Origin of the sequence: Bacteroides sp. A1C1, from assembly GCF_004328515.1 — a bacterium.
Lineage (GTDB): Bacteria > Bacteroidota > Bacteroidia > Bacteroidales > Bacteroidaceae > Bacteroides > Bacteroides uniformis.
The window spans coordinates 2,338,473-2,363,760 of sequence record NZ_CP036491.1; the positions used below are offsets into that span (position 1 = coordinate 2,338,473).

A 25,288-nucleotide genomic window follows, 5' to 3' on the forward strand; every position below is an offset into this window, starting at 1 on the left:
AATCAATGTTCTATGATTGGCAGAAGTGACTAATCACTTTCTGCAGTGTATTTAAAAGCGGACGTTAGTTTCCGCATAGTTTTAAAATCTAATTCTATAAAAAATGATCAAGAAAATCTTATTCTTATTCTTTGTTGTGTTTGCAGCTACCGCTTATTCACAAGATGTGACCATAACGGGAACGGTGACGGATGCAAATAGTGAGCCTTTGGTGGGCGTGAATGTATTGGTGAAGGGTACTACCACGGGTGCCATTACCGATATTGACGGTAATTTCTCAGTGAGTGGAAAGAAAGGAAGTACACTCGTTTTTTCTTATATCGGTATGCTTACGCAGGAAGTTGTCTATAAGGGAACTGCCTTGCGCGTGGTGATGAAAGATGATTCGAAAGCACTGGAAGAAGTGGTTGTCATCGGTTATCAGACCGTGAAGAAGTCCGACTTGACTGGAGCGGTTGCCGTTGTTGATACCAAGGAAATGAAGAAAAGCGCTGCAGGAACACTGGTCAGCCAGATGCAGGGTTTGGCAACCGGTATTAACGTACGCAGTAGCGGTAGGGCGGGCGAAGATGCCTCTATTGAAATTCGCGGTGTCGGTTCTTTGAGTAATAACTCTCCGTTGTGGGTTATTGATGGTATGATTACAGACCCGGGAGTTGACTTCAACCCTGCAGATGCAGAATCCATCCAGATTCTGAAGGACGCTTCTGCTGCTGCCATCTACGGTTCGCGTGCTGCCAATGGTGTGATTATCGTTACTACCAAGAAAGGTACGAAAGGTCCCATGAAGGTGAATGTAAGCGTAAAGGAAACATTGGAATGGAGCCCGAAATTTGATTTGATGAATGCGGCAGAATATATCAAGTATAATGATATTGCCTATAATGAAGCTATCAAAGATGGCATTGCTACTGTAAACAGCACTCAGAAACACTCACAGTATGATACCAACTGGCAGGATGAAGTGTTGAAGACCGCATTGGTGCAGGACTACAACGTATCACTCTCCGGTGGCGGTGACTCCGGTAGTTATTTTGTATCAGCCGGCTACTATAACAATGATGGCGTTTCTTATGGAAATACTTTCGACCGTTATAGCTTCCGTGTCAATACACAAGGTAAAAAGGGCTGGTTCTCTTTTGGTGAAAACTTGGCTTATTCACTCACAAACACAGACCCGAACCAGACAAATACCTACAATGACTTTTTGCGTATGATGCCTACCATTCCTATCTATGATGAGAATAATCCGGGTGGATATGGCTATGGTGATGCTGCCAAATACAATACTTTTGGTGTGAACCCGATTGCTCGTGAAGATTTGGAATATCGTCATTTCCGTCAGAATCGTTTGAATGGTTCTTTATGGCTGGAATTCAAGCCTTTCGAATTCCTTTCCTATAAATTCAATGGTGGTATTGACCTTTACTTTTATGAGAATTCATGGTTCCGTGGAGAAGGTAACTGGACTCAGAACCAGGAACACCGTGACCCGGAAAGCCAGAAGGCACGTGACAATACTTACAATATGCTGGTTGAACATACTTTGAACTTTAATAAGGATTTTGGCAAGCATCATGTGGATGCTGTAGTCGGTACTACTTACCAGCACCATGAGTGGGAAGGTTTGTGGGCTTCCCGTCTGAACTTCCCGATGTTGGGTAACGGTGATTACCTGACCGTATTGAATGCCGGACAGAGCAACCAGCAGAATACAAACAGCATCAGTGAAAATGCGATGATTTCTTATTTGGGACGTGCGAACTACATTTATGATGATAAATACTATTTGACTGCCACCTTCCGTCGTGACGGAACTTCCCGTCTGGCTAAAGAAAATCGTTGGGGTAATTTCCCATCATTCTCCGGTGCCTGGAGAATTTCAAAAGAGGAATTCTTTGATGTACCTTGGATTAATGATTTGAAGATTAGAGGTAACTGGGGCCGTCTTGGTAACTCTTCCATTGGCGATTGGGATTATATTGGAACTATCAATCAGAGTATTGTAACTGTATTCGGAGGTGCTATTGTTCCGGGTTCTACTCAGGTGAAACTTGTGAATGCAGGTCTTGTTTGGGAAACGAAAGAAACGGTGAATGTAGGTTTTGATGCCAGCTTCCTTAACCAGCGCTTGACTGTCAGCGCAGAGTATTACAACTCAAAGACCAGTGATGTATTGGCAGAGACTCCGATTGCCATTTCTACCGGTAACCAAGGAGGTTCTCCATGGAAAAATGCTGCCAGCTTGCGCAACAAGGGCTTCGAGTTTACACTTGGTTGGAAAGATCAGATTTCGGATTTTAAGTATAGCGCTTTGCTGAATGTGACTACTATGGATAACGAAGTATTGAGCTTGGGTCGTGATGGTACTAATAGAGATTATATTGATTCTGGTCAGGCAAGAACTAAACCGGGCAGATCTTTGGCTGAATTTTATTTGAGAAAAACAGACGGTATCTTCAAGACACAAGAGCAGATTGATAATTATGTGACATCTACGGGTACCCCCATTATGATTGAGGGAAAGCGTCCTCAATTGGGAGATGTCAAGTATCTCGATTTGAATGATGATGGAGAGATTACTGATGCCGACCGTGATTATTGCGGTAGTCCTTGGGCCAAAATGCAAATGTCATTGGTATTCAATGCAGAGTGGAAGAACTTCGATTTCAGTATGATGTGGAATGGTCAGTTCGGCAATAAGATATACAACGTATCCCGCTGGCAAGGACGTCTGTTTGCAGACAACTCCAACTATATTCGCTTTGAAAAGGGTGAAGAACCTTACCAGGTAAATCCTAACTCCAATACCCCGCGTATCATTTACGGTGATTTCCGTAACTCCCGTGATGCCGACCGTTTCTTGGAGAATGGCTCTTATTTCCGCATGAAGAACATTTCTATCGGTTATAACTTCAAGCAGAAGTGGCTGACCAACCTGGGTGTTGAGAAACTCCGTCTGTTTGCTACCGGTAGCAATTTGATTACTATCACCGGATATTCCGGCTTGGATCCTGACTTCAAGGGCGCGAATTCCGTTTGGAACAGTGGTACGGACAGTTTTGCATATCCTAATACCCGTTCGGTAATGTTTGGATTGGATTTGACCTTTTAACTTATAAATCAGCTTATAAATTATGAAAAAGATATATTATGGATTAATGCTTGCAGGTGCCTTGACCTTGTGCACCGGATGCAGTTCGAGTTTATTGGATATTGATAATCCCAATGAAGTAACTAATGATACTTATTGGAATAAGCCGGAAGATGCGACAGCCGGTGTCAATGCTTGTTATAGCTTCTTCTATAAGGAAGGCACTTGGATGCGTTGGCTTTCTTTCCGTTATGATTTGACTTCGGACGAAGGATGGAGTTCTTCTCCTTGGATTGAATTGGGCGACTGGACACGTTTTCTCTATAATAACTATAATTTTTATGAAGGCAACAACATACATTGGGAACATTTCTATGTAGGTATTTTCCGTTGTAATCAGGTGTTGGCTCATGTTCCTTCTATCGAAATGGATGAGACGACGAAAAACCAGGTACTGGCACAAGCTTCTTTCTTGCGTGCATTGTGGTATTTTCAGGTAAATCTGTTGTGGGACAAAGGAACTATGCCGTTGGAGCCTAAAGATGCTTCTTATATACCGGAAGATGCTTCCGAGCAGGAAATATGGGACCAGGTAGAGAAAGATTTGACTTTTGCCATGCAGTATCTGCCGGAATCTTGGGATGCTGCCAATCTGGGACGTGCTACCAAAGGTGCTGCCAAGGCATTGTTGGGCAAGGCTTATATGCAACAACATAAGTATGACAAAGCAAAGGAACAATTACAATGGTTGATTGATAAAGAGGGCTCTTTGTACGGTCTTATCGCCAATCGTGAAGATAATTTCACTGACTTGGACGAGAACAACAAGGAAGGTATCTTTGAGATTCAGTTCGATGACCAGAACAAGGGTGGTACGGGTAATGATGCCAGTATGGCATTCGGTTTCCAGCGTACTCAGTTCTATGCTCCAAGTGGTATAGGTTGGGGAGATGGTAAGGCACGCCGCTGGTTGGTAGACGAGTTCTTGAAAGAGAAACGTGTGGATGGAAAGAATGACTTGCGCTTGTACGGCAGTATCCTTTATCGTGGATTTTCGCAAGACTTCCCCGACCAGCCGAAGAAATATTATGGATTTGAAAATGCCGATTGGAATGACAATTGGGGAACTGACCCGGAAGACTGCTATATCCGTAAATACAATACTTCTTACTATCGTAGTGCAGAAGATTATTTTGCCCGTAACAACTATCGTATCATGCGTTACGCAGATATCCTGATGAACTATGCAGAGTGTCTTGTTGAAACGGGTACTAATCCTGCCGATGCTGCTGTTTATGTGGACAAGGTGAGAGAACGTGCCGGTCTGGCCAAGTTGAAAGACAGTCAGTGGAAAGATTGCTTGAGCTCTAAAGATGCCTTTATCAAGCGTCTGCAGATGGAACGTACTTTGGAACTCTGTTTCGAAGGTTGGCGTTGGGCTGACTTGAAGCGCTGGGGATTACTTGATTCCCAGGCTGGAATTGATGAACTGAAAGCTCGTGACAAAGACTTTGATAACTTTATTGTCGGCAAGCACAGACGTCTGCCTATTCCAAGAGATGAGGTGGAAAACAGCACAGTAGGTGGTGTTGCACATCTTACTCAGAATCCTAACTATTAATAACTAAAGAAGGCTATGCCTGGAAGCCTGTTCTTATTCAGGATGCTTCCGGCATAGCCTTTTCTTTCTTAAATCTTATACCATATGCTTGTCTGTAAAAAACTACTATTACCATTCGCTTTTGCCTGCTGCGGCAGCTTGTTTGCGCAGAACATCCAGAATCCGGTACTTCCGGGAGTGGCGGATGCCGGCGTAATGAAATATAACGGCAAATATTATATTGGCGGGGTCCGTACAAACGGGGATTTCTATGTATCCGATGACCTGGTTCATTGGGGGAAACCTATCCATGTCGTGACAATGGACAATGACTGGACCAGAGGCAGCGGAGCCGGAGATGACCAGATTCATGCCAATGACATGTTCTATCTGAATGGAGATTTTCATTTATACTGGTCAGTCAATTATTGGGGGAAGGACAAGCATGCCGTTCACATTGTACATGCGCAGAGCAAAGATGTCTTGGGCGCTTATACAGAACCGAACAAGAAGACATGGATGGATAACCGTATCGACCCCAAAATATTCAGAGATGATGATGGACAACTATACATGTATATGGTACGTTTTACTGATGGAAATACCATATGGGGACGTAAAATGAAGAACCCGGCAGAATTTGCCGGCGAACCGGTGTGTCAGTTCGCCTCATTGCCGGATACATGGGAAACGATGGATAACAGAGTAGCGGAGGGACCGTGGGTCATGAAGTATAGAGACCGCTACTATATGATGTATAATGCCAACCACACCTCTACAGAGTGGGGCAATTATCAGTTGGGAGTTGCTGAGGCAGACTCTCCTTTAGGTTTTCAAAATGGTAATAAATATAGCTATCCGGTTGTAGGCTGCAATCAGACACAACTGGAGGAGAAGCAAGTGGATTTATTGCGGTATGGCCGCACGTATGAGCCGTTGTTTGCTTATACGGAGAGCAAGCCGGAGGGCGACTGGACAAAAGTGACCTACGATGACTCCGGCTGGGCGAGGGGGGAGACCGGCTTTTCGTCCCGTGAAGTGAAAGGTTCCACAACCCGGCATCTGGGTACTTGGTGGAATACGCCCTCCCTATGGTTGCGAAAGACTTTCTCTGCCGGTAGCGAAACCGGCAATCTGGCACTGCGTGTCGCTCACGACGGAGATACCCGGATTTATCTGAACGGAACAATTGTCTACGAGAAGCAGGGGCGTGATTATTGTATCGTGAACCTGGACAAGAAGCTGCGTGCTGCTTTGAAGGAAGGCACGAATCTGCTTGCCGTAGAAACAAACAAGGGACGTTCGCAATTCTTCGACGTTTCTCTGTTCGATATGAAAGACGGCATTGCCGACGATATTCTGATGACTCCCGGCCAGCCCAATATCCTGAGAGGCCCCAACGGATTTGAATGGTGGCTGATTTATATGGCAAACAAGAACAATGAGCATCGGGGACAATATATCAACCGTGTCCAGTTCTTCGACAAGACGTTGTTTGTGGATGGTATCACCGGCCCCCGCACGGCAGGTTATCATCCCGAACCTTCGATGCCTACCTTTGCGGGTAAAGGCGAGACAGCTTCGTTCGGTGTGTTGCAACAAGTACAGCCGTCCGTGGCTTACTTGTTCGAGACGGGAGTCAAGACCGAGGGTGGAGCCGGCGTCATTGCCTGGTGGAAGGATGCAGATAACTGTGCTTATGTAGGTTTGGATGCCGAGAACCGGAGCTGGTACCTGCGTACACTTGTCGGCGGTAAAGAAAATAAGGAATCCTATGCCCTGCCTGAAGATTTCCGTTGGGGTGTGTACCATCATCTGCGCATTGAGCGTAATGGTGGCTGTCTGAAGATTTGGCTGGATGAGATTCCCGCACCGGGAAAACATGTCTTTGCAGAGGCTCTTCCGGCGGAAGAAGCGGGTGTTCCCGGAGTATTTGACGAGACAAAGTCTGCCTTGTTCGAAGGGGCTACCTATACCATCGGCTTCGATGATGTGCATTTCCAGCTTTCGGGGAATGAGGAGTTGTTGAAGGGCGATTTCTTGAACGATTATGAATTCAGCTTCCAGTTGTCCGGCTTGTCCGGACAAGACAAGGCAGGAAGCTATCCGGTTTATGTGGATAAGGATAACTATGTGAAGGCTCAGTTTAATGGTGCTACCCGTATGCTTGAGGTGACAGCTGTGAAGAAGGGGAAAAACGCTTGGAAAAAGGAGTTTTCACTAGGATGCCTGCAAACATTCTATCCGGATGTGAAGTATACCGACTTCATTGAGAAAGATTATCGTTTTGCTGCACCTACGTGGCTGGATACCCTTTACCTGAACCGTCATGAAGCAGGTAACAAGTCCGAATTTGTAGATGACATGTTCGGCAAATTCGACATAGAGTACCTGAATGGCAGCGAATGGTATCCGATAGAGAGCAAAAGTGGGGGAGTAGCAGAACATCCTGCGTATAATTATTGTACCTTTACTCCGGTGAAGGCAGAAGGTATCCGGTTCATTAACAAGGAGGCGGAAGATTTGGAACGCCATATCTATAAGATAGGCGTACACGAGTTGTGGAAAGACTCCTATAATTTTCGTGCAGTACGCCGGGCAGACAAACTGTATCTGTTTGTGGACGGCAGGGAATTGGGTACGTTAGACATCCGCTACCCTGCGTCCCGCATCGGATTCTGTTCGGAGGGCGAATCTCCTGCTTATAAGGGAGTGCTGTATTATCACATAGGGCAGGTTCCCAATCAGGTGAAGCCTTGATTGGATGTTGGAACCGCATTTTGTCTTGAAATTTGCACATCGAATGATAAAACTGTAATATGTTGGTAATCAGTGTGCTTAAATTACTCTTATCTAAGTATACGACTGAGGGAACCTAAGTATATGACTGAGACCTCTTCACTATACGAGGAGATGACGAAATGAGTTTGATGTAAATATTTATTTTGAAATAGAAACCATGAGAATCATGAAAAAGAATTTTATATGTATGTATTTGTTTCTGTCGGCTACGCTGGCTTCCTGTCAGTCCTGCTCTTCAGACTATAAGGATGTGGACGATATTGTTGTCGAAGGAGTTGAAACACCGGTACCTTTGGGCGACCCGTTCATCATGTTGTACGAGGGTACTTACTATGCATACGGCACCCATGCGGATGACGGCATTGAAGTCTATACCTCCGATGATTTGCAGACTTGGAAGTATAAGGGCATGGCGCTCCAAAAGAAGGATGTCTGGGCCGACCGTTGGTTCTGGGCGCCGGAGGTCTACGAAGTGAACGGGAAGTTCTATATGTACTATTCGGCAGACGAGCATATCTGTGTGGCAACAGCCGATTCGCCCGCAGGTCCGTTCACTCAGAGCAAGAAGGAGCCCCAGATTGCCGATGAGAAATGCATTGATAACTCCCTGTTCATTGATGACGACGGCACACCTTATCTCTTTTTCGACCGTTTCAACGACGGACTCAACATTTGGGTGGCCGAATTGGAGAAAGACCTCATGACTATCAAGAAGGAGACCATGCATCCTTGCATTCACGTTTCTCAGGCATGGGAGGAAGTGTGGCCTCGTGTGAATGAAGGTCCGTTTGTCGTCAAGCACAACGGAATTTATTATATGACTTATTCCGCCAACAGTTATGAAAGTCCCTTCTACGGCATAGGTTGCGCCACGGCTACCGATTTGATGGGTACTTGGACCAAATACGAGGAGAACCCCTTGTTGCAGAAACCCGGAGAACTGGTCGGGGTGGGACACAGTGCCACCTTCACAGACAAGGCTGGCAAGCTTCGTCTTGTTTTCCATGCTCATAAGGACAAGAACAATATCCATCCGCGCGCCATGTATATCACTGATGTTTCTTTCGAGAAAGTGGACGGTGTGGACCGTATGAGAATCAGCAAGGACTATATGACCCCCAAAGTAGTAAAATAAAAGATGGATATGGAGAAAAATTGTATATGGTTGCTGTTGCTTTGTCTTTGTTTTGCCGGATGCAAGGAGAAGACGGTTGTAGAATCAGACTATCTGCCGATTGCCGACCCTTACGTGATGCTTTACGAAGGCAAGTACTATGCTTACGGCACCGGAGGTACGGTAGAAGGGGAGGGCTTTGCCTGCTTCTCTTCCGATGACCTGAAGAACTGGACGCGTGAAGGCCAGGCGTTGTCGGCCGCCGACTCCTACGGTACGTGGGGATTCTGGGCTCCGGAAGTCTGCTATATCGAGTCGAAGAAAAAGTTTTACTTGTTCTACTCCACCGAAGAGCATATTTGTGTGGCAACGGCAGATACTCCCCAAGGCCCGTTCCGTCAGGAGGTGAAGCAGCCTATATGGGATGAGAAGAGCATTGATACTTCTCTCTTCATCGACGATGACGGCACGCCTTACCTTTATTTCGTGCGTTTCACAGATGGCAATGTCATTTGGGTGGCAGAAATGAATGATGATTTGACCGGCATCAAGCAGGAAACGTTGACGGAGTGCATTAAAGTGGGAGAGCCTTGGGAACTTTCGCAGGACAAGCCTGCCAAGGTGGCCGAAGGCCCTTCCGTCCTGAAAAAAGAGGGCATTTATTACCTGATTTATTCAGCCAATCACTTTGAAAGCAAAAATTACGGAGTGGGCTACGCAACTTCAGACAGTCCTATGGGACCGTGGAAGAAATACGAGGAAAACCCGATTTTGCAACGTGCCGACGGTTTGATGGGTACCGGACACGGAGCGCCCTTCCGTTGCAAAGACGGCAGTTGGAAATATATTTTCCATGCACACTGGGATTCCACGAAGGTACAGCCGCGTACTTCGTACATCAAGGATTTTGCCATTTCCGACCAGAGAACGGTTTCTATCGGTGGCCCTCTTATCCGTCCGCAGGTATTAACTGATAATCTGACATCAAAATGAAAAAAGGACTGTTTTATTATATGCTGATAGCATGCCTCTGTGCTTGTCAAAAGAAGGCAGAAACAATCTCTACTGCTTCTTTATTGAAAGAAATGGTGGATTGTGAAGCATTGGCAAAGTATCCTGAACCTTATTATGAAACCAGGCAGTTCAGTAGTTACGACCGGGCGTCTGTCAAAAAAGATAGTGTCTCTTGGTATGCCAATTGTGACCGAAGCCAGTTTCTGCGCGTTGATTCCATTGACGGACGGAGAGAGTTTGTTCTGGTTGATACGGACGGTCCGGGAGCTATCACTCGCTTTTGGGTGACTGTAGCCGCATATTCGGATAAAGGAACCCTGCGTTTTTATCTTGATAATCAGGAGGTTCCCGAAATAGAAGGGGAGGTTCTGGGCATATTGAGCGGACATGCTCTGGTAGATGCGCCTCTTTCGGCTTCTGTATCGGAACTGACGGACTATAAGCAGAGGGGACATAATCTGTATCTGCCCATACCTTATGCCAAGCATTGCAAGATTACCTATGAAAGTCCTTCCATCAAGGAACCCGGCGAGTTTTCCGAAGAATGCTTCTATTACAACATCAATTACCGTACTTATGCAGAAGGAACGTCTGTAGCCACTTTCTCTAAGGAGGACATCAAGCAGAATGCGAAATTACTGGCAGATGTACAACGAAAACTGACTGTATCCCGGAGGGAAATAGGAGGATTGCAGAAAGAACCGATGCTTCGGAGTGTGCTGGCTGCCGGTGAAGAGCAGGATATGACCCTTTCCGGTCCGGGTGCTGTTCGCCGTCTGGACGTAAAGCTGCATGCCGGAGACTTTGACCAGGCATTGCGTTCTACGGTTCTGCGTATTTCTTTTGATGGAAACGAAACTGTATGGGTACCGGTAGGAGACTTTTTCGGAAGCGGGAACCGTCTTTCTCCGTTTCAGACTTTTTATACCGAAGTAACATCCGATTCACTGTTTTCTTGCTTTTGGGTAATGCCCTATCAGAAAGATTGCAGGATTGCATTGCAGAATGTGGGGACGGACGAGGTTGAGGCTTCTCTGACTGCATACACCTCGGCTTGGAAATGGGATGAAAGAAGTATGTACTTCGGTGCGGGGTGGACGGAGTTCTCTCATCTGCATACCCGTACAAATCCGGATAAGCCTACGACAGACGACCACTTTGAAGTAAATTTCGTGAAACTGACCGGCAGAGGAGTATATGTGGGCGATGGGGTAACCTTGTTCAACTCCTTGGCCGACTGGTGGGGCGAAGGTGATGAAAAAGTGTATGTGAACGGTGAGGAATTTCCTTCGCACTTCGGCACCGGTACGGAAGACTATTACGGTTATGCCTGGTGCATGCACAATGCTTTCAGCCATCCGTTTATTGCCGAGCCGGATGGAACAGGCTCCACTCAGTGTGGGCACGTCTCCAATGTGCGCTATCGTGGTTTGGATGCCATTCCTTTCAGCAAGTCATTGACGTTTGACATGGAGATATGGCATTGGGGCAGTACGGTCATCAACTATGCTCCTACTACTTTCTGGTATATGCTGCCCGGTGGAGAATCCAACCGCAAGGCGGAAGCTGCTAAAGCATCTGCGGATATTGCAAAGCATAAGAATGATCTGGTGAGCAATGTAGCCGTTGCCGGAAGGAAGGTGGAAGGCGAATATTTGGATATTCGGCTGACCGGAGGAATTGAAAGATCGCAAAGTATACCTGCCATGAACTGGAGTAACGGTGCCCAGTTCTTTTGGGCTGAAGCAAAGGAAGGCGATAAAGCTTCCTTAGGCTTTAAAGTCGACAAGGGAGGCAATTATCGGTTGAAAATAGCTTTTACGGTAGCACCGGATTATGGTTGTATAGATTTGTACCTGAACAACCATAAACTGAAAGAAAACCTGAATCTGTATAGTACCGGGCTGGCAACGAATGTATTGGATTTGGGGACAGTTACTTTGCAAGACGGCTCTAATGAACTGCTGATTATACAAAAAAAAGCTGATAGCCGTTCTGCGAATTCATTGTTGGGCATGGATTATTTAATAATACAATAATTAAGGATAATATGAAGAAACAAATTCTGATGTTTGCATTATGTTGCCTGACGGCATGCTCTTCGTCGTCGGCGACAAAAGAAAACGAGCCGGAAGAACAGCCGAAGAATGTCTATCGCAATCCGGTGATAAACTACAGTTTGCCCGACCCTTCTGTGATAAAGGGCGGTGACGGCTACTACTATCTGTATGCCACCGAGGACATACGTAATCTGCCGATTCACCGTTCCAGGAATCTGGTGGATTGGGAATATGTAGGTACTGCCTTTACCGACCGTACCCGACCTGATTTTGAGCCGAACGGCGGTTTGTGGGCACCGGACATCAACAAGATAGGTGATAAATACGTACTCTACTATTCCATGTCCGTTTGGGGAGGCGAGTGGAATTGCGGCATCGGTTGTGCCACTGCCGATAAACCGGAGGGACCTTTCAAGGACCACGGGAAGATGTTCCGCAGCAATGAAATCAATGTGCAGAATTCCATCGACCCTTTCTACATAGAGGAGGGAGGAAAGAAATATCTTTTCTGGGGCAGCTTCCGTGGAATCTATGCGATTGAACTGTCCGATGACGGCTTGTCTTTGAAGGAAGGCGCCACACCGCAGCAAGTGGCGGGAACCGCTTACGAGGGTACTTATATCCATAAGAAAGACGGACATTACTATTTCTTTGCTTCCATAGGAAGTTGCTGTGAGGGGTTGAACAGTACCTACACTACCGTTGTAGGGCGTTCGGACAATCTTTTCGGCCCCTACGTCGACAAGAAAGGCGGTAGCATGATGGACAACAAGCACGAAGTGCTGATTCAGAAAAGCAATACCTTTGTGGGCACCGGCCATAACTCCGAGATTGTGACGGACAATGCCGGTAATGACTGGTTCTTCTATCATGCGGTGAGCACGAAGAATCCTGAAGGCCGCGTATTGATGCTGGATAAGATTAGCTGGGAAGACGGATGGCCGACAGTAGAAGGCTCCGTTGCATCTACAGAATCGGAGAAACCTGAATTCTGACGAGTATGAAGAATTTTATTTTAGTATCCTTGTTGGCCTTGCTTATGATGGGCTGTAAAACATCGAATGGAGGTGCCTTGGAAATAGTGGAACCTACCGTCGAAATGCGGGATAATCCCGAAGGAGTAGCTTCGTTTGCTCCCCGTTTCTCATGGCAGTTGGCAACCGGCAAGCAGGATGTGATGCAGACTGCTTATCAGATTGAAGTGGCAGATTCGGAAAAGAGTTTGCAGACCGGGGCCGGGCTGGTATGGAACAGTGGTCGTGTGGAGTCCGACCAGTCGGTGCTGGTGAAATATGCAGGGGCGCCTTTGGAGTCGGGACAGAAATATTATTGGCGTGTCACGGTATGGACAAATACCGGTGACAAAGCGCAAAGCAATGTCCGGCACTGGTCAATGTCCTTGCTGGACAGTTCGGACTGGAAAGCCGGCTGGATTGGACTGAACGACAGTACAAACTTGGAACTGGACGGTGAACGGACCATCCTTCCGGCACGTTATCTGAGGAAGGAGTTTGATTTGCCGTCACAGCCGAAGCGTGCAGTCCTTTATGTTTCGGGAGTAGGCTCTTCCGTATGCTATATGAATGGCGAGAGGATTGGAAACGATGTATTCGGTCCTTTGCCTACCTGGTACGATGCTTCTGTATCTTATCTGACCTATGATGTCACCCCCTTGTTGAAGTCCGGTACCAATACGATAGGCGTGGCTCTGGGCAACGGCCGCTATCTTTCCATGCGTGCCAATGGGATGGTAGGCTTTGGCTTACCTCGCCTCATGGCGCAGTTGAATATAGAGTACGACAATGGTGAGACGGTGTCGGTAGTCAGCGATGATTCCTGGAAAGCGACGAACCACGGTCCTATAACTGCGAACAACGAATTTGACGGTGAACATTACGATGCCCGCTTGGAATTGGGTAAATGGACGGAAAGCGGCTATAATGATTCCGGATGGCAGTTGGCCGAACGGATGGAGGCTCCCAAAGGAAAACTTGTGGCACAGCTCTCTCCGAGTCTGAAGGTGATGGAGGAGATAAAGCCAATATCCGTTAAATCGGTAGGTGATGGAAGATATATCGTGGATATGGGGCAGAATATGGTAGGAATACAGCAGGTGAAACTGCGTGGCAAGAAGGACAAGCCCATTACTATGCGTTTTGCCGAAGTGCTGAAGGACAATGGTACGGAACTGTATCTTGACAACCTGCGCAGTGCCCTTGTCACGGATATTTATACTCCTGCCGCTGACGGTGAGTTTGTTTGGGAACCGCTGTTTGTTTACCATGGTTTCCGTTTTATGGAAATATCCGGTTTGGACTATGAACCGGCAGCGGATGATTTCATCGGTAAGGTGGTGTATGATGAAATGGCAACGAACGGTACGTTCGAGACTTCCGAGGAGTTGATTAACAGAATTCACAAGAATGCCTATTGGGGAATCCGTGGAAACTATCGCGGTATGCCTACCGACTGCCCCCAGCGTGATGAACGTCTTGGATGGCTGGGCGACCGCACTACCGGTGCCTATGGTGAAAGTTTCATTTTCGGCAATGCCTTGATGTATAAGAAGTGGCTGGTGGATATAGAAGAGTCCATGAATGAAAATGGAAGTATCTCTGTGGTATCTCCCCGTTACTGGACCATCTTCCATGATGACGTAACTTGGCCGGCTGCCTATTTTTACGTAGCCGACATGCTTTACCGCCAGTTTGGCGATGATAGCTCCATCAAAGAGCGCTATTCGTCCATGAAGCGCTGGGTAAACCACATGACGGAGACCAAAATGAAGGACTATATTCTGGTGAAGGATGAATACGGGGATTGGTGCATGCCTCCCGAGTCGCCGGAGCTGATTCATTCGGAGGACCCTGCCCGTAAGACGAACGGTGAAGTGTTGAGTACAACGGTGTTTTACAGTATTCTGCAACTGATGGAGAAGTTCGCGCAAATGAACGGACTTCCGGCAGATGCTGAAGAGTATGCAGCACTTGCCATTAAGGTCAAGGACGCTTATAACAAGAAATTCTTCAATACTGAGACTGCACAGTATGACAACAATACGGTGACGGCAAACCTGCTTTCCCTCAGACTGGGTCTGGTTCCCGATGGATATGAAGATAAAGTATTTGCCAATGTCGTGGAGAAGACGGAAAAAGACTGTAAGGGACATGTCAGTGCCGGTGTGCTTGGCATCCAGCATCTGATGCGCGGACTTACCGAGTACGGCGGACTGGAACTTGCCTATAAGATAGTGACCAATGACACTTATCCCTCATGGGGTTACATGATTAAGAAGGGTGCAACCACCATTTGGGAATTATGGAATGGTGACACGGCAAATCCGGCGATGAATTCAAGAAACCATGTGATGCTTTTGGGAGACCTGCTGATATGGTTCTATGAGGATCTTGCCGGTATAAAAAATGCTCCCGCTTCCGTCGGGTTCAAGCAGATTCTGATGGAACCGGTATTCCCGGAAAAACTGAATTATGTGAATGCTTCGCATGTATCGCCTTATGGCAGGATAGGGAGTTCCTGGAAACGTGACGGCAATAAGCTGGAGTGGAACGTTGAGATTCCCGCCAATACAACCGCTACGATCAAGCTGCCGCTTGACTTCCATGTACAGGTAGATGCCGGTCAGGCGGGGATTCATTCCGTGGAGGAGGCTGACGGTAAGCTGGTAGTCGAATTGGGCTCCGGCAAGTATGTATTCATGTCTGAATGATATTTTCTAACAACAATAAAACAGATGTAACTATGAGACTAAAAAGATTGTTTTTGGGGATAATGCTCTTTACGGGCATTACGGGTGCAGGAGCGGCAAATGCTGCTCCGGAAGACATCTCTGCTTCTATTTCCTTGAAAGTGCCGGGGAATGATGCCAAGCAATATCCGCTGGCCTTGCAGAAGATGCAGGATGGTATGTACAGCTGCCGGGCTTCGGAAACGTTGCCATTGGACATCATCCGCCAGGTGGTGGACAAGGATGGCAAACTGCGCATTACCGTCACACTCAAGGCACTGGAAAATGTGTATTTCAACTACGGGGAACAGATAAAGACCGGTTACAAGCATTCGGACTGCCAGTTCTACATGCCGGGCTTCTGGTATCGCCGCAACCTGCGTTCGCCGAAGGAAGCTCCTTCTTTCCACACATCGGACAGTTGGCTGGTGCGTGAGGACCGTTTGAGCACTCCGCTGACGGCAGCTTTCAATCCGGCAAGTGGTACGTCCATGTCGGTTATCCGTATTGACAAGTTCGATAAGGAAGCTTTGACCACTCATAAGGAGGGAGAGGTAATCTTGTCCGGTGAGACTTCCATCGGATATACCGGTTTCTGCAATGTGGATGGTATGACTGTCTTGGCATACGGTTTCCCCTATAAGGAAGCACCGAAGACATATATCCGCAAATTGACGCTGGCTCCTGCCGTTGAGGCTTTCCAGTTGCTTCGTAAGGGTGACAGCATCTCCATGACTTGGGAGGTGTCCGAAAGGAATGCTGCCGATTTTTCGGAATGCGTACAGCGCACCTGGGAGTATTGTTATGACACTAACCGTCCGAAACCGGTTGACACACCTTACACGGTAGACCGCATGAAGGAGGTGATGAGCAACTTCTTCGTGGAAAGCTATGTTGGCAATACCCCCACTCATTATTATTCCGGTGTAGAGTTGGAGACTGCTACTTGTGCCAATACCGATGTTGCCGAAGTGGGCTTTGTGGGACGTACATTGCTGAACGCTTTCAATGCTTTGGAGTATGGCAAACAGCAGAACCGCCAAGACCTGGTGGACAATGCCAACCATATCTTTGACACTTATCTCCAGAACGGTTTTTCGCCTGCCGGTTTCTTCAACGAAGTGGTACACTACAACCGCGGCTTCAAGGAAACCAGACATAGCATCCGCCGTCAGTCCGAGGGAGTGTATGCCATCTTGAACTATTTGAACTACGAGAAACAGCAGAAGCGTAAACACCCCGAATGGGAGAAACGCATCAAGGGCATGCTGGACAGCTTCCTCAAGTTGCAGAACGAGGACGGCAGCTTCCCGCGCAAGTTCAAGGATGATTTCTCTGTCGTGGATGCCAGCGGCGGTAGCACGCCTTCGGCAACATTGCCTTTGGTGATGGCGTCCAAGTATTTCAAGGACAAACGTTATCTGGCAAGCGCCAAGCGTACGGTAGACTATCTGGAGAAGGAACTGATATCCAAAGCCGATTATTTCTCTTCTACGCTGGATGCCAACTGCGAGGACAAGGAAGCCTCCTTGTATGCTGCTACGGCTGCTTATTATCTGGCTTTGGTTACCAAAGGAGAAGAGCGTGCGCACTATGCCGGTCTGGCGAAGAAAGCCGCTTATTTTGCTTTGTCGTGGTATTATACTTGGGATGTTCCTTTTGCCGAAGGTCAGATGCTGGGAGATATCGGCTTGAAAACCCGTGGTTGGGGAAATGTGTCGGTAGAGAATAACCATATCGATGTATTTATCTTCGAATTTGCCGATGTGCTGCATTGGCTCTCCAAGGAGTACAACGAGCCGCGCTTCTCTGACTTTGCCGAGGTGATTTCCACTTCCATGCGCCAGTTACTGCCATATGAAGGACACATGTGCGGCATTGCCAAAGTAGGCTATTACCCGGAAGTGGTGCAGCATACCAATTGGGATTACGGACGTAACGGAAAGGGATATTACAACAATATCTTCGCTCCGGGCTGGACGGTCGCTTCTTTGTGGGAGCTGTTCACTCCGGGACGTGCGGAGCAGTTCTTGTTGAAAAAATGATAGTCTAAACAGTAACCAATATTGTATTTATGAATAAGATGATGACTTTGTTGGCAAGCGTGATGCTATTGGCATCGGCTTGCACGGGCAAGCAGGCGAGTGAAAAGACTGCTTCTGGACTGGAACCTGCCAACTTCCGTACGGAAGTGGATGGCAAGCAGACAGACTTGTTTGTTTTGAAGAATAAGAATGGTATGGAAGTTTGTATTACGAATTTCGGCGGACGTATTGTATCAGTGATGGTGCCAGACAAGGATGGCGTTATGCGTGATGTGGTGCTGGGCTTCGATTCCATTCAGGACTACATCAAGTTCCCTTCGGATTTCGGCGCTACCATCGGACGTTATGCCAACCGTATCAACCAGGGTAAGATTACAGTGGATGGGGTAGAGTATCAGCTGCCGCGCAACAATTACGGTCATTGCCTGCATGGAGGTCCCAAGGGATACCAATATCAAGTGTTCGATGCCCGCCAGTTGAGCAGTCAGGTTCTGGAGTTGACTTATCTGTCGAAAGACGGAGAGGAGGGCTTCCCGGGTAACCTGACCTGCAAGGTCACTTTCTCGCTGACAGATGACGATGCCATCGACATTCGTTACAGTGCCGAAACGGACCGTACCACTGTTGTCAATATGACGAACCATTCTTACTTTAACCTGGACGGTGACCCCTCCAAGTCCAATTCGGATTATCTGCTCACTATTGATGCAGATGCTTATACCCCCGTGGACAGTACCTTCATGACTACCGGTGAGATTGTTTCCGTAGAAGGTACGGATATGGATTTCCGCACTCCTACTGCTGTTGGCGCCCGTATCGACAATGACTTTGAGCAGTTGAAGAACGGCAAGGGCTATGACCACAACTGGGTACTCAATACGAAGGGCGATGTCACCCGCCCGTGTGCCACCCTCGAATCTCCCTCAACGGGTATTGTGCTTGATGTCTATACCAACGAACCGGGCATTCAGATTTATGCCGGTAACTTCCTGGATGGCACACTGACCGGAAAGAAAGGTATTGTGTACGGTCATCGTGCTTCTGTCTGTCTGGAGACTCAAAAGTATCCCGATACGCCCAACAAGCCGGAATGGCCTTCTGCATTGCTGAAGCCGGGAGAGAAGTATGACAGCCATTGCATTTATCGCTTCTCGGTGAAGAAATAAATATAAGGCAGGCATAGCCTGCCTTTATGGGATGGATATAAATATGACAAGAAGCCTGAAGTATTGAGGCGTACGTTTGTTTGTCCCTATATCTTTGGTGAAGGAGAGGAACATTCCATCATTTCCCATTGGAAGTATAATGATGGTTATGGCAGTGTTGAACTTATTAGAGTAACTATAGATGGTGTGGATGCCCGCATCGAATCAGGAACAGACAAATATCACCCGTTAGTTGTCGTTGTGTTGGCAAAGTAACTTGTTTTTCTTAAGTACTCTGTCTTGGTAAAATCAGCACTTTATCAAGACAGAGTTTTTATTCTTTGGAATTACCGCATCGCCAGCGCCTTATTCTCCGCCTCCTCCATAATCTCCCGTTCTCCCGGCCCTTTGTCATTGATGCCGCAAAGGTGGAGGATGCCGTGGATGATGACACGGTACAGTTCACGTTCGTAGTTGTTATCGGCGAACTGTTCCGCATTGGTGCGTACGGTATCAAGGCTGATGAAGAGGTCACCGCTGAGACGGTTTCCTTCGCAATAGTCGAAGGTAATGATATCTGTATAATAATCATGTTGCAGATATTGGCGGTTCACTTCGAGTATCTTCTCGTCTGAACAGAAGATATAGGCGATTTCACCGACTCTTTTTCCGTAAGTGGCGGCTACGGATTTTATCCATTCCGTGGTTTCACGCTTCTTGATGGATGGCATTTCCACGCCGTCTGTCTGATAACTAATCATTTTATTTACAATTTTACGATTTACGATTGAAATTACATTCCTGTGATTAAGACAGTTTCTTTAGAAGAAGAACATATAACTGATAATAATCGCTGCAATGATGCCGGAGAAATCGGTAATCAGCCCACACGTCACGGCATTCCTCGTTTTGGTGATACCTACGCTGCCGAAATACACAGCAAGGATATAGAACGTAGTATCCGAAGCACCGCGTGCCACGCAGCTCATACGGCTGACGAATGAATCGGGACCATATTGCTTCATGGTGTCAATCATCAGTCCGTTGGCACCGCTGCCGCTCAGTGACTTCATCAAGGCAGTGGGCAGGGCACCTACAAAACTGGTGTCTACACCGAACAGTCCTACCACATAACCGATACCGTTCACCAGTATATCCATGGCGCCGGAAGTACGGAAAACGGCGATTCCAACGAGGAAGGCAACCAGATAGGGAATGATGCGTACAGCGGTGGTGAAGCCTTCTTTGGCCCCTTCGATGAAGGCATCGTATACATTGATTTTCTTCCATAGCCCCCAGAGGATGAACAGCAGGATGATGGAGAACAGCAGTATGTTGGCAATTAAAGTGGAATATACACCCATTTCATCACGGCTAATCTGTGTGAACAGATAAATGAGTGCGGCAAAGAAAAGACTGATGCAGCCAATCAGGATAAGTATGGGCTTGTTCAGCAGGTTGATGCGTTGTGCAATGCTGACGGCAATGACACCGACAATGGTCGAGATGGCAGTCGTTATCAGTGTGGGGATAAAGATGTCCGTGGGTTGGGCGGCACCCATCTGCGAGCGATACATCATGATGCTGACGGGGATAAGTATCAGTCCCGAGGTGTTGAGGACAAGGAACATTACCATCGGATTGGTGGCAGTATCCTTTTTCGGGTTTAGTTCCTGAAGTTCCTTCATGGCTTTCAGCCCCATTGGGGTAGCGGCATTGTCCAGCCCCAGCATGTTGGCAGAGAGATTCATGAATATGGAACCCATGGCAGGATGTCCTTTCGGTATTTCGGGAAAGAGACGGCAGAATACCGGACTCAGCCAACGGGAGAGGGCATTGATCATGCCGCTGTTTTCGCCTATTTTCATCACGCCGAGCCAGAGGGCGAGTATTCCTGTCAGTCCCAGGGATATTTCAAAAGCTGTTTTGGAAGAGGAGAAGGTGGAGTTGACGAGTTCTGTGAATATCTCCACATCACCCATAAAAATGAGTTTGCAGAGGGCCACGATGAATGCGATGACGAAGAATGCTACCCAGATGTAATTTAAAACCATGTATCGTTACTTTGTTCTAATGGATTAATATTTGTTTTCGTTGGCAAGATTCCAGGCGTTGAGGAAAGCTGCTTTGGTTATTTCTATCATTTTTTCCCAGTTCAGCCGGTCGGTGTGGTCCGAAGGCTGGTGGTAATCGGGATGTCCGTCTGTGTGGTACCAGATGATGGGGATGTTGCACAGGGCAAAAGAAGCATTGTCACTTCCTCCCGTGGGGCGGTCCCAGGCGCGGTAGTCCGGTTGCAGGCGCAAGCTGTAGCGTGCAATGTCCTGCTTCAGCCAGTCGCCGAATACGGGGTGGGCGGCGGTGTAGAAGTAGACAACGTGTTGAGGCTGCTCGGGCTTATTGTTACGGCCTATCATGTCGAAATTGAGATAACCTTTCACCTGGCTGATGAAAGGACAGCTTTGTACAAAGTATTTTGAGCCGAGCAATCCCTTTTCTTCCCCATCCCAAAAGGCAAAGATGACCGTGCGCAGAGGCTTCTGTCCGGTGGCAAGAAATGCACGGGCTATCTGCAGGACGGCAGAGACACCGGAGGCATTGTCGTCTGCACCGTTGTATATCCGGTCGTTTGCCAGCGTCTCGTCCACACCCAGATGGTCGAAGTGGGCACCTACGATGACATATTCATCCGGTCGTTCTCCCGGGATGGTTCCCAATACATTACTCATCTGCAGGATGCGGTGGACGCCTTGTTTAAGGATGGCGATGGAGTCGGGATGCACTTGCCACCGTCCCCGTTGTTGGCGTTCCTTGTTGTAAGCCTCGAAGGGCTGGTAATAATTGTCCTTTTCCAGCGGGGCAATGCCGGCTTCTTTCAGGCAGGATGCCAGATAGCGGGCAGCCAGTCGTGAACCGTGCATGCCTGCTTCGCGTCCTTGCAGCTCATCGTCGGCAAGAAAACCGACAATAGCCTCGGCCGAAGTGCGGCTGATGCTTTGCAATCCCTTTTCTTGTGGAGATTGTGCATGTAAGGATAGTGCGAAAGAAAGGCAGCAGATTGCTCCCAAAACAGCTTTATACATGTCGTACGGTTTTAAGGATTGGACATACCGGTTGCAAAATTAAAGATAACTTTCCATAGTTCCGATATAAATATCGTATTTTTGTCCGTTGGCGGATGAATTCAAATCCGTGTAAATCAAATGAGAGAAGGATGAAAAAGAAGAATGAAGCAGTGGAAACCGTCTTGTGCGAACGTGTGCTTTCGGCAGAAGAAGTGGCGTGCATCTCGGCACAGATTCAGCAGGAATTGGAGGCGTATATCGACCCGGTGAAAAGGGAGTATCTTCCCCGTTTCTTCAAGACCGGAAAGGGGCAGTATGGCGAGGGGGATAAGTTTCTGGGAGTGGTGGTACCCAACACCCGGCAGGTGGCAAAGCAGCACAAGCACGAACCTTTTGGGGTAATGGCAACCTTGCTTCAGAGTGAATGGCACGAGTGTCGCCTTTGTGCCTTGCTGATGTTGGTGGAGCGGTTCAAAAAGAGCGATGAAAAGGGGAAAAAGGAGATTTATGACTTTTACCTTTCGCAGACAGCCCGTATCAATAATTGGGATTTGGTCGATTTGTCTGCCCCCGGCATTGTGGGCGAATATCTGAAAGACAAACCTCGCGAAGACCTCTACCGGCTGGCGGATACTCCGCTGCTTTGGAACCAGCGCATTGCCGTGGTATCTACCTATACACTCATCAAAAACGGTGATTTCATCGATATATTAGCCCTTTCGGAACGGCTGCTCCATCATAAGCATGACTTGATGCAAAAGGCGGTAGGATGGATGCTCCGGGAGATGGGTAAGCGGGACAAGGACTTGCTGGTGCAATTCTTGGAGAAGCATTGCAGGACGATGCCCCGTACCATGTTGCGCTATGCGATAGAGAAGTTTTCGGACGAGGAGCGGAAGGAGTTCATGAAGCGTTGATGGACGAGAGGCAGTGTTTTATCATTCCTTCTATCGCTTATCTCAAAATAAATTAGTTATTTTGCAGAAAACAAAGGAATCTGGAATGGAACAAGAAGATTTTGATATACGCAACCAGCAGCCCGTCACCAGCCGAGAACGTGATTTCGAGAACGCTCTCCGTCCGTTGAATTTTGAGGATTTCAGCGGGCAGGACAAGGTGGTGGACAATCTGCGCATATTTGTGAAAGCTGCCCGCCTGCGTGGCGAGGCGCTGGACCATGTGTTGCTTCACGGCCCTCCCGGATTGGGAAAAACGACACTCAGCAATATCATAGCCAACGAACTGGGCGTAGGTTTCAAGATAACTTCCGGTCCGGTACTCGACAAGCCGGGAGATTTGGCGGGAGTGCTTACCAGCCTGGAGCCGAACGATGTACTTTTCATCGACGAAATACACCGGTTGAGCCCCGTAGTGGAGGAGTATCTGTACTCAGCCATGGAGGACTACCGCATAGACATCATGATAGACAAAGGCCCTTCTGCCCGAAGCATACAGATTGATTTGAATCCTTTCACGCTGGTGGGAGCTACCACGCGTAGCGGTCTGTTGACAGCTCCGTTGCGTGCCCGTTTCGGTATCAACCTGCATCTGGAATATTACGATGATGATGTGTTGAGCGGCATTATACGTCGTTCGTCCGGCATTCTCGATGTACCCTGCTCCGTAAGGGCTGCCGCCGAGATTGCGAGCCGCAGCCGTGGCACACCGCGTATTGCCAATGCATTGCTGCGGCGTGTACGCGATTTTGCCCAGGTGAAAGGTTCGGGGAGCATTGACACGGAAATCGCACAGTTTGCCCTTGAGGCTCTGAATATCGACAAGTATGGTCTGGACGAGATAGACAATAAGATACTCTGTACCATCATCGACAAGTTCAAAGGCGGTCCGGTGGGATTGACTACCATCGCCACTGCTTTGGGCGAAGATGCAGGTACGATAGAGGAAGTCTATGAACCGTTCCTGATAAAAGAAGGTTTCCTGAAACGCACTCCCCGTGGGCGTGAAGTGACGGAGCTTGCCTACAAGCATCTGGGGCGAAGCCTCTATAGTAGCCAGCGTACCTTGTTTGGCGACGAGTGATTCATTTTAAGAAAACGAATACAGAGATGCGGAGACATAAAGTCTCTCTTTCCTCTTATCCTAAAAAACTCTGTGCCTCCGTGCCTTTGTGTTCATAACAACCATTAAAGAAGTGGCCGGATTAAAATCATTGGCAAAAGAAACTGCCATTTATGGGTTGAGCAGCATTGTGGGGCGTTTCCTCAATTACCTGCTGGTGCCCGTATATACCATGGCGATGTCCGCACAGAGCGGAGGCTATGGCGTAGTGACGAATGTATATGCGTGGGTGGCGCTCATGCTGGTGTTGTTGACGTGCGGCATGGAGACCGGTTTCTTCCGCTTTGCCAATAAAGGAGAGGATGACCCGATGCGGGTGTACTCCACGACATTGCTCAGTGTGAGTGTGGGGGCGCTTACCTTTCTTGCATTGGGATTGCTGTTCCTCAACCCCATTGCCGGATGGCTGGAGTATGGTGACCATCCCTGGTACGTGGGCATGATGATGATTGTGGTGGCGATGGATGCTATTCAAAGCATTCCTTTCGCTTATTTGCGCTACAAGAAGCGTCCCATTAAGTTTGCGGCACTCAAACTGCTGTTCATCTTCCTGAACATTGCACTGAATCTGCTCTATTATGTAGGGATGAAAGGGGATGACGTGGGCTATGCCTTCCTTTTCAATCTGATATGTACCTCTACCATCATGCTTTGCATGATTCCGGAGTTGCGTGGGTTTGCCTACGTGCTGGACAGAAAACTGCTGAAGCGGATGCTTGCTTATTGTCTGCCGTTGCTGGTACTCGGCTTGGCAGGTATCCTGAATCAGGTGGCGGATAAGATTATTTTTCCTTTTGTCTATCCGGATGAGGCGGAAGCTTCCGTACAGTTGGGCATTTATGGGGCTGCCAGCAAGATTGCCATGGTGATGGCGATGCTTACACAAGCCTTCCGCTATGCATACGAGCCTTTTGTCTTCGGGAAGAGCCGGGACAAGGACAACAAGCAGATGTATGCGCAAGCCATGAAGTTCTTCATCATCTTCACACTGCTGGCATTCCTCGCTGTCATGTTCTATCTGGACATCCTGCGCCATATTATAGGTCGCGACTACTGGCCGGGGTTGCGGGTAGTGCCCATCGTGATGGCTGCCGAAATCTTTATGGGTATCTACTTCAATCTTTCTTTCTGGTACAAGCTGATTGACGAGACGCGTTGGGGCGCTTATTTCTCCCTGATAGGTTGCACGGTACTGGTAGTGATGAACATACTTCTGATTCCCCGATACAGTTATATGGCTTGTGCCTGGGCAGGCTTCTGCGGTTACGGCATCGCCATGCTGCTGTCTTACTTCGTGGGGCAGAAGAAGTATCCCATTCAGTATGACCTGAAAGCCATTGGCGGCTATGTATTACTTGCGGCAGTTCTCTACCTGGCAGCAGAGTATGTCCCGATAGATAATATCTACCTGCGTATGGCATACCGAACTATATTGTTGCTGGTCTTTGTGGTCTACATCGTGTGGCGTGATATGCCTCTCGGCAGTATCCCCGTCATCAACAAACTGATAAGGAAACAGTAAATT

At 47.9% G+C, this 25,288-nt stretch carries 17 protein-coding genes; 14 read left to right on the forward strand and 3 right to left on the reverse strand.

The features are described 5' to 3' along the window. Positions 1-103: 103 nt before the first annotated feature. The 11 genes from EYA81_RS09415 (at position 104) to EYA81_RS09465 (ending at position 18,895) form a co-directional block, all read left to right on the forward strand. Positions 104-3,115 carry a TonB-dependent receptor gene (locus tag EYA81_RS09415; RefSeq protein ID WP_131225674.1) on the forward strand — a complete coding sequence of 1,004 codons (3,012 nt, stop codon included), beginning with the start codon at positions 104-106 and terminating at the stop codon, positions 3,113-3,115. A gap of 22 nt (positions 3,116-3,137) precedes the next feature. Next, positions 3,138-4,715, forward strand: a complete 1,578-nt coding sequence (locus EYA81_RS09420; protein ID WP_009037458.1) for a RagB/SusD family nutrient uptake outer membrane protein — start codon at positions 3,138-3,140, stop codon at positions 4,713-4,715. 84 nt (positions 4,716-4,799) lie between these two features. Continuing rightward, a complete protein-coding gene (locus EYA81_RS09425; protein ID WP_131225675.1) occupies positions 4,800-7,454 on the forward strand; it encodes a family 43 glycosylhydrolase in 2,655 nt (884 codons plus the stop codon). Positions 7,455-7,662: 208 nt separating this feature from the next. Then, the gene (locus EYA81_RS09430) at positions 7,663-8,631 is read left to right on the forward strand and encodes a glycoside hydrolase family 43 protein (RefSeq protein ID WP_117964326.1); all 969 of its coding nucleotides are present in this window, start codon (positions 7,663-7,665) and stop codon (positions 8,629-8,631) included. Positions 8,632-8,634: 3 nt separating this feature from the next. Continuing rightward, entirely contained in the window at positions 8,635-9,603 is a 969-nt protein-coding gene (locus EYA81_RS09435; RefSeq protein WP_165491372.1) for a glycoside hydrolase family 43 protein, read from the forward strand. Continuing rightward, the gene (locus tag EYA81_RS09440; protein WP_227186998.1) at positions 9,600-11,663 is read left to right on the forward strand and encodes a glycoside hydrolase family 172 protein; all 2,064 of its coding nucleotides are present in this window, start codon (positions 9,600-9,602) and stop codon (positions 11,661-11,663) included. The genes EYA81_RS09435 and EYA81_RS09440 overlap by 4 nt, the downstream gene beginning before the upstream one ends. A gap of 11 nt (positions 11,664-11,674) precedes the next feature. Continuing rightward, a complete protein-coding gene (locus EYA81_RS09445) occupies positions 11,675-12,679 on the forward strand; it encodes a family 43 glycosylhydrolase (protein ID WP_119961994.1) in 1,005 nt (334 codons plus the stop codon). 5 nt (positions 12,680-12,684) lie between these two features. Beyond that, the gene (locus EYA81_RS09450; RefSeq protein WP_117964324.1) at positions 12,685-15,411 is read left to right on the forward strand and encodes an alpha-L-rhamnosidase; all 2,727 of its coding nucleotides are present in this window, start codon (positions 12,685-12,687) and stop codon (positions 15,409-15,411) included. 32 nt (positions 15,412-15,443) lie between these two features. Beyond that, positions 15,444-17,474, forward strand: coding sequence for a hypothetical protein (locus EYA81_RS09455; RefSeq protein ID WP_117964323.1), 2,031 nt, complete (start codon positions 15,444-15,446; stop codon positions 17,472-17,474). 29 nt (positions 17,475-17,503) lie between these two features. Then, a complete protein-coding gene (locus EYA81_RS09460; protein WP_005826133.1) occupies positions 17,504-18,640 on the forward strand; it encodes an aldose epimerase family protein in 1,137 nt (378 codons plus the stop codon). A 63-nt stretch (positions 18,641-18,703) separates the two neighbouring features. Then, positions 18,704-18,895 (forward strand): hypothetical protein, encoded by a 192-nt coding sequence (locus EYA81_RS09465; protein ID WP_227187000.1) that lies wholly within the window; start codon positions 18,704-18,706, stop codon positions 18,893-18,895. Between the two features lie 71 nt (positions 18,896-18,966). Here the strand turns inward: EYA81_RS09465 and ybeY are convergent, their stop codons facing one another. Genes ybeY through EYA81_RS09480 form a run of 3 tightly spaced genes read right to left on the reverse strand, consistent with a single transcriptional unit; the run spans position 18,967 to position 21,702 of the window. Further along, positions 18,967-19,380, reverse strand: a complete 414-nt coding sequence (ybeY, locus tag EYA81_RS09470; RefSeq protein WP_005826129.1) for an rRNA maturation RNase YbeY — start codon at positions 19,378-19,380, stop codon at positions 18,967-18,969. Between the two features lie 60 nt (positions 19,381-19,440). Continuing rightward, the gene (locus EYA81_RS09475; RefSeq protein WP_117599881.1) at positions 19,441-20,673 is read right to left on the reverse strand and encodes a nucleoside recognition domain-containing protein; all 1,233 of its coding nucleotides are present in this window, start codon (positions 20,671-20,673) and stop codon (positions 19,441-19,443) included. A gap of 24 nt (positions 20,674-20,697) precedes the next feature. Then, a complete protein-coding gene (locus tag EYA81_RS09480; protein ID WP_119961991.1) occupies positions 20,698-21,702 on the reverse strand; it encodes a M28 family metallopeptidase in 1,005 nt (334 codons plus the stop codon). A gap of 131 nt (positions 21,703-21,833) precedes the next feature. Between EYA81_RS09480 and EYA81_RS09485 the strand changes: the two genes are divergently transcribed. From EYA81_RS09485 to EYA81_RS09495, 3 genes are all read left to right on the forward strand, one after another. Next, on the forward strand, positions 21,834-22,601 hold the full coding sequence (locus EYA81_RS09485) for a DNA alkylation repair protein (protein WP_117599879.1): 768 nt from the start codon (positions 21,834-21,836) through the stop codon (positions 22,599-22,601). Between the two features lie 85 nt (positions 22,602-22,686). Continuing rightward, positions 22,687-23,724 (forward strand): Holliday junction branch migration DNA helicase RuvB, encoded by a 1,038-nt coding sequence (gene ruvB, locus EYA81_RS09490; RefSeq protein WP_034525480.1) that lies wholly within the window; start codon positions 22,687-22,689, stop codon positions 23,722-23,724. 112 nt (positions 23,725-23,836) lie between these two features. Further along, on the forward strand, positions 23,837-25,285 hold the full coding sequence (locus tag EYA81_RS09495) for a lipopolysaccharide biosynthesis protein (protein WP_117964361.1): 1,449 nt from the start codon (positions 23,837-23,839) through the stop codon (positions 25,283-25,285). Positions 25,286-25,288: the final 3 nt, after the last annotated feature.

Excerpts from the sequence above, each read along its gene's own strand:
- EYA81_RS09415 (WP_131225674.1), top strand. The coding sequence starts at position 104 with ATGATCAAGAAAATCTTATTCTTATTCTTTGTTGTGTTTGCAGCTACC.
- EYA81_RS09420 (WP_009037458.1), top strand. The coding sequence starts at position 3,138 with ATGAAAAAGATATATTATGGATTAATGCTTGCAGGTGCCTTGACCTTG.
- EYA81_RS09425 (WP_131225675.1), top strand. The coding sequence starts at position 4,800 with ATGCTTGTCTGTAAAAAACTACTATTACCATTCGCTTTTGCCTGCTGC.
- EYA81_RS09430 (WP_117964326.1), top strand. The coding sequence starts at position 7,663 with ATGAAAAAGAATTTTATATGTATGTATTTGTTTCTGTCGGCTACGCTG.
- EYA81_RS09435 (WP_165491372.1), top strand. The coding sequence starts at position 8,635 with ATGGATATGGAGAAAAATTGTATATGGTTGCTGTTGCTTTGTCTTTGT.
- EYA81_RS09440 (WP_227186998.1), top strand. The coding sequence starts at position 9,600 with ATGAAAAAAGGACTGTTTTATTATATGCTGATAGCATGCCTCTGTGCT.
- EYA81_RS09445 (WP_119961994.1), top strand. The coding sequence starts at position 11,675 with ATGAAGAAACAAATTCTGATGTTTGCATTATGTTGCCTGACGGCATGC.
- EYA81_RS09450 (WP_117964324.1), top strand. The coding sequence starts at position 12,685 with ATGAAGAATTTTATTTTAGTATCCTTGTTGGCCTTGCTTATGATGGGC.
- EYA81_RS09455 (WP_117964323.1), top strand. The coding sequence starts at position 15,444 with ATGAGACTAAAAAGATTGTTTTTGGGGATAATGCTCTTTACGGGCATT.
- EYA81_RS09460 (WP_005826133.1), top strand. The coding sequence starts at position 17,504 with ATGAATAAGATGATGACTTTGTTGGCAAGCGTGATGCTATTGGCATCG.
- ybeY (WP_005826129.1), bottom strand. The coding sequence starts at position 19,380 with ATGATTAGTTATCAGACAGACGGCGTGGAAATGCCATCCATCAAGAAG.
- EYA81_RS09475 (WP_117599881.1), bottom strand. The coding sequence starts at position 20,673 with ATGGTTTTAAATTACATCTGGGTAGCATTCTTCGTCATCGCATTCATC.
- EYA81_RS09480 (WP_119961991.1), bottom strand. The coding sequence starts at position 21,702 with ATGTATAAAGCTGTTTTGGGAGCAATCTGCTGCCTTTCTTTCGCACTA.
- EYA81_RS09485 (WP_117599879.1), top strand. The coding sequence starts at position 21,834 with ATGAAAAAGAAGAATGAAGCAGTGGAAACCGTCTTGTGCGAACGTGTG.
- ruvB (WP_034525480.1), top strand. The coding sequence starts at position 22,687 with ATGGAACAAGAAGATTTTGATATACGCAACCAGCAGCCCGTCACCAGC.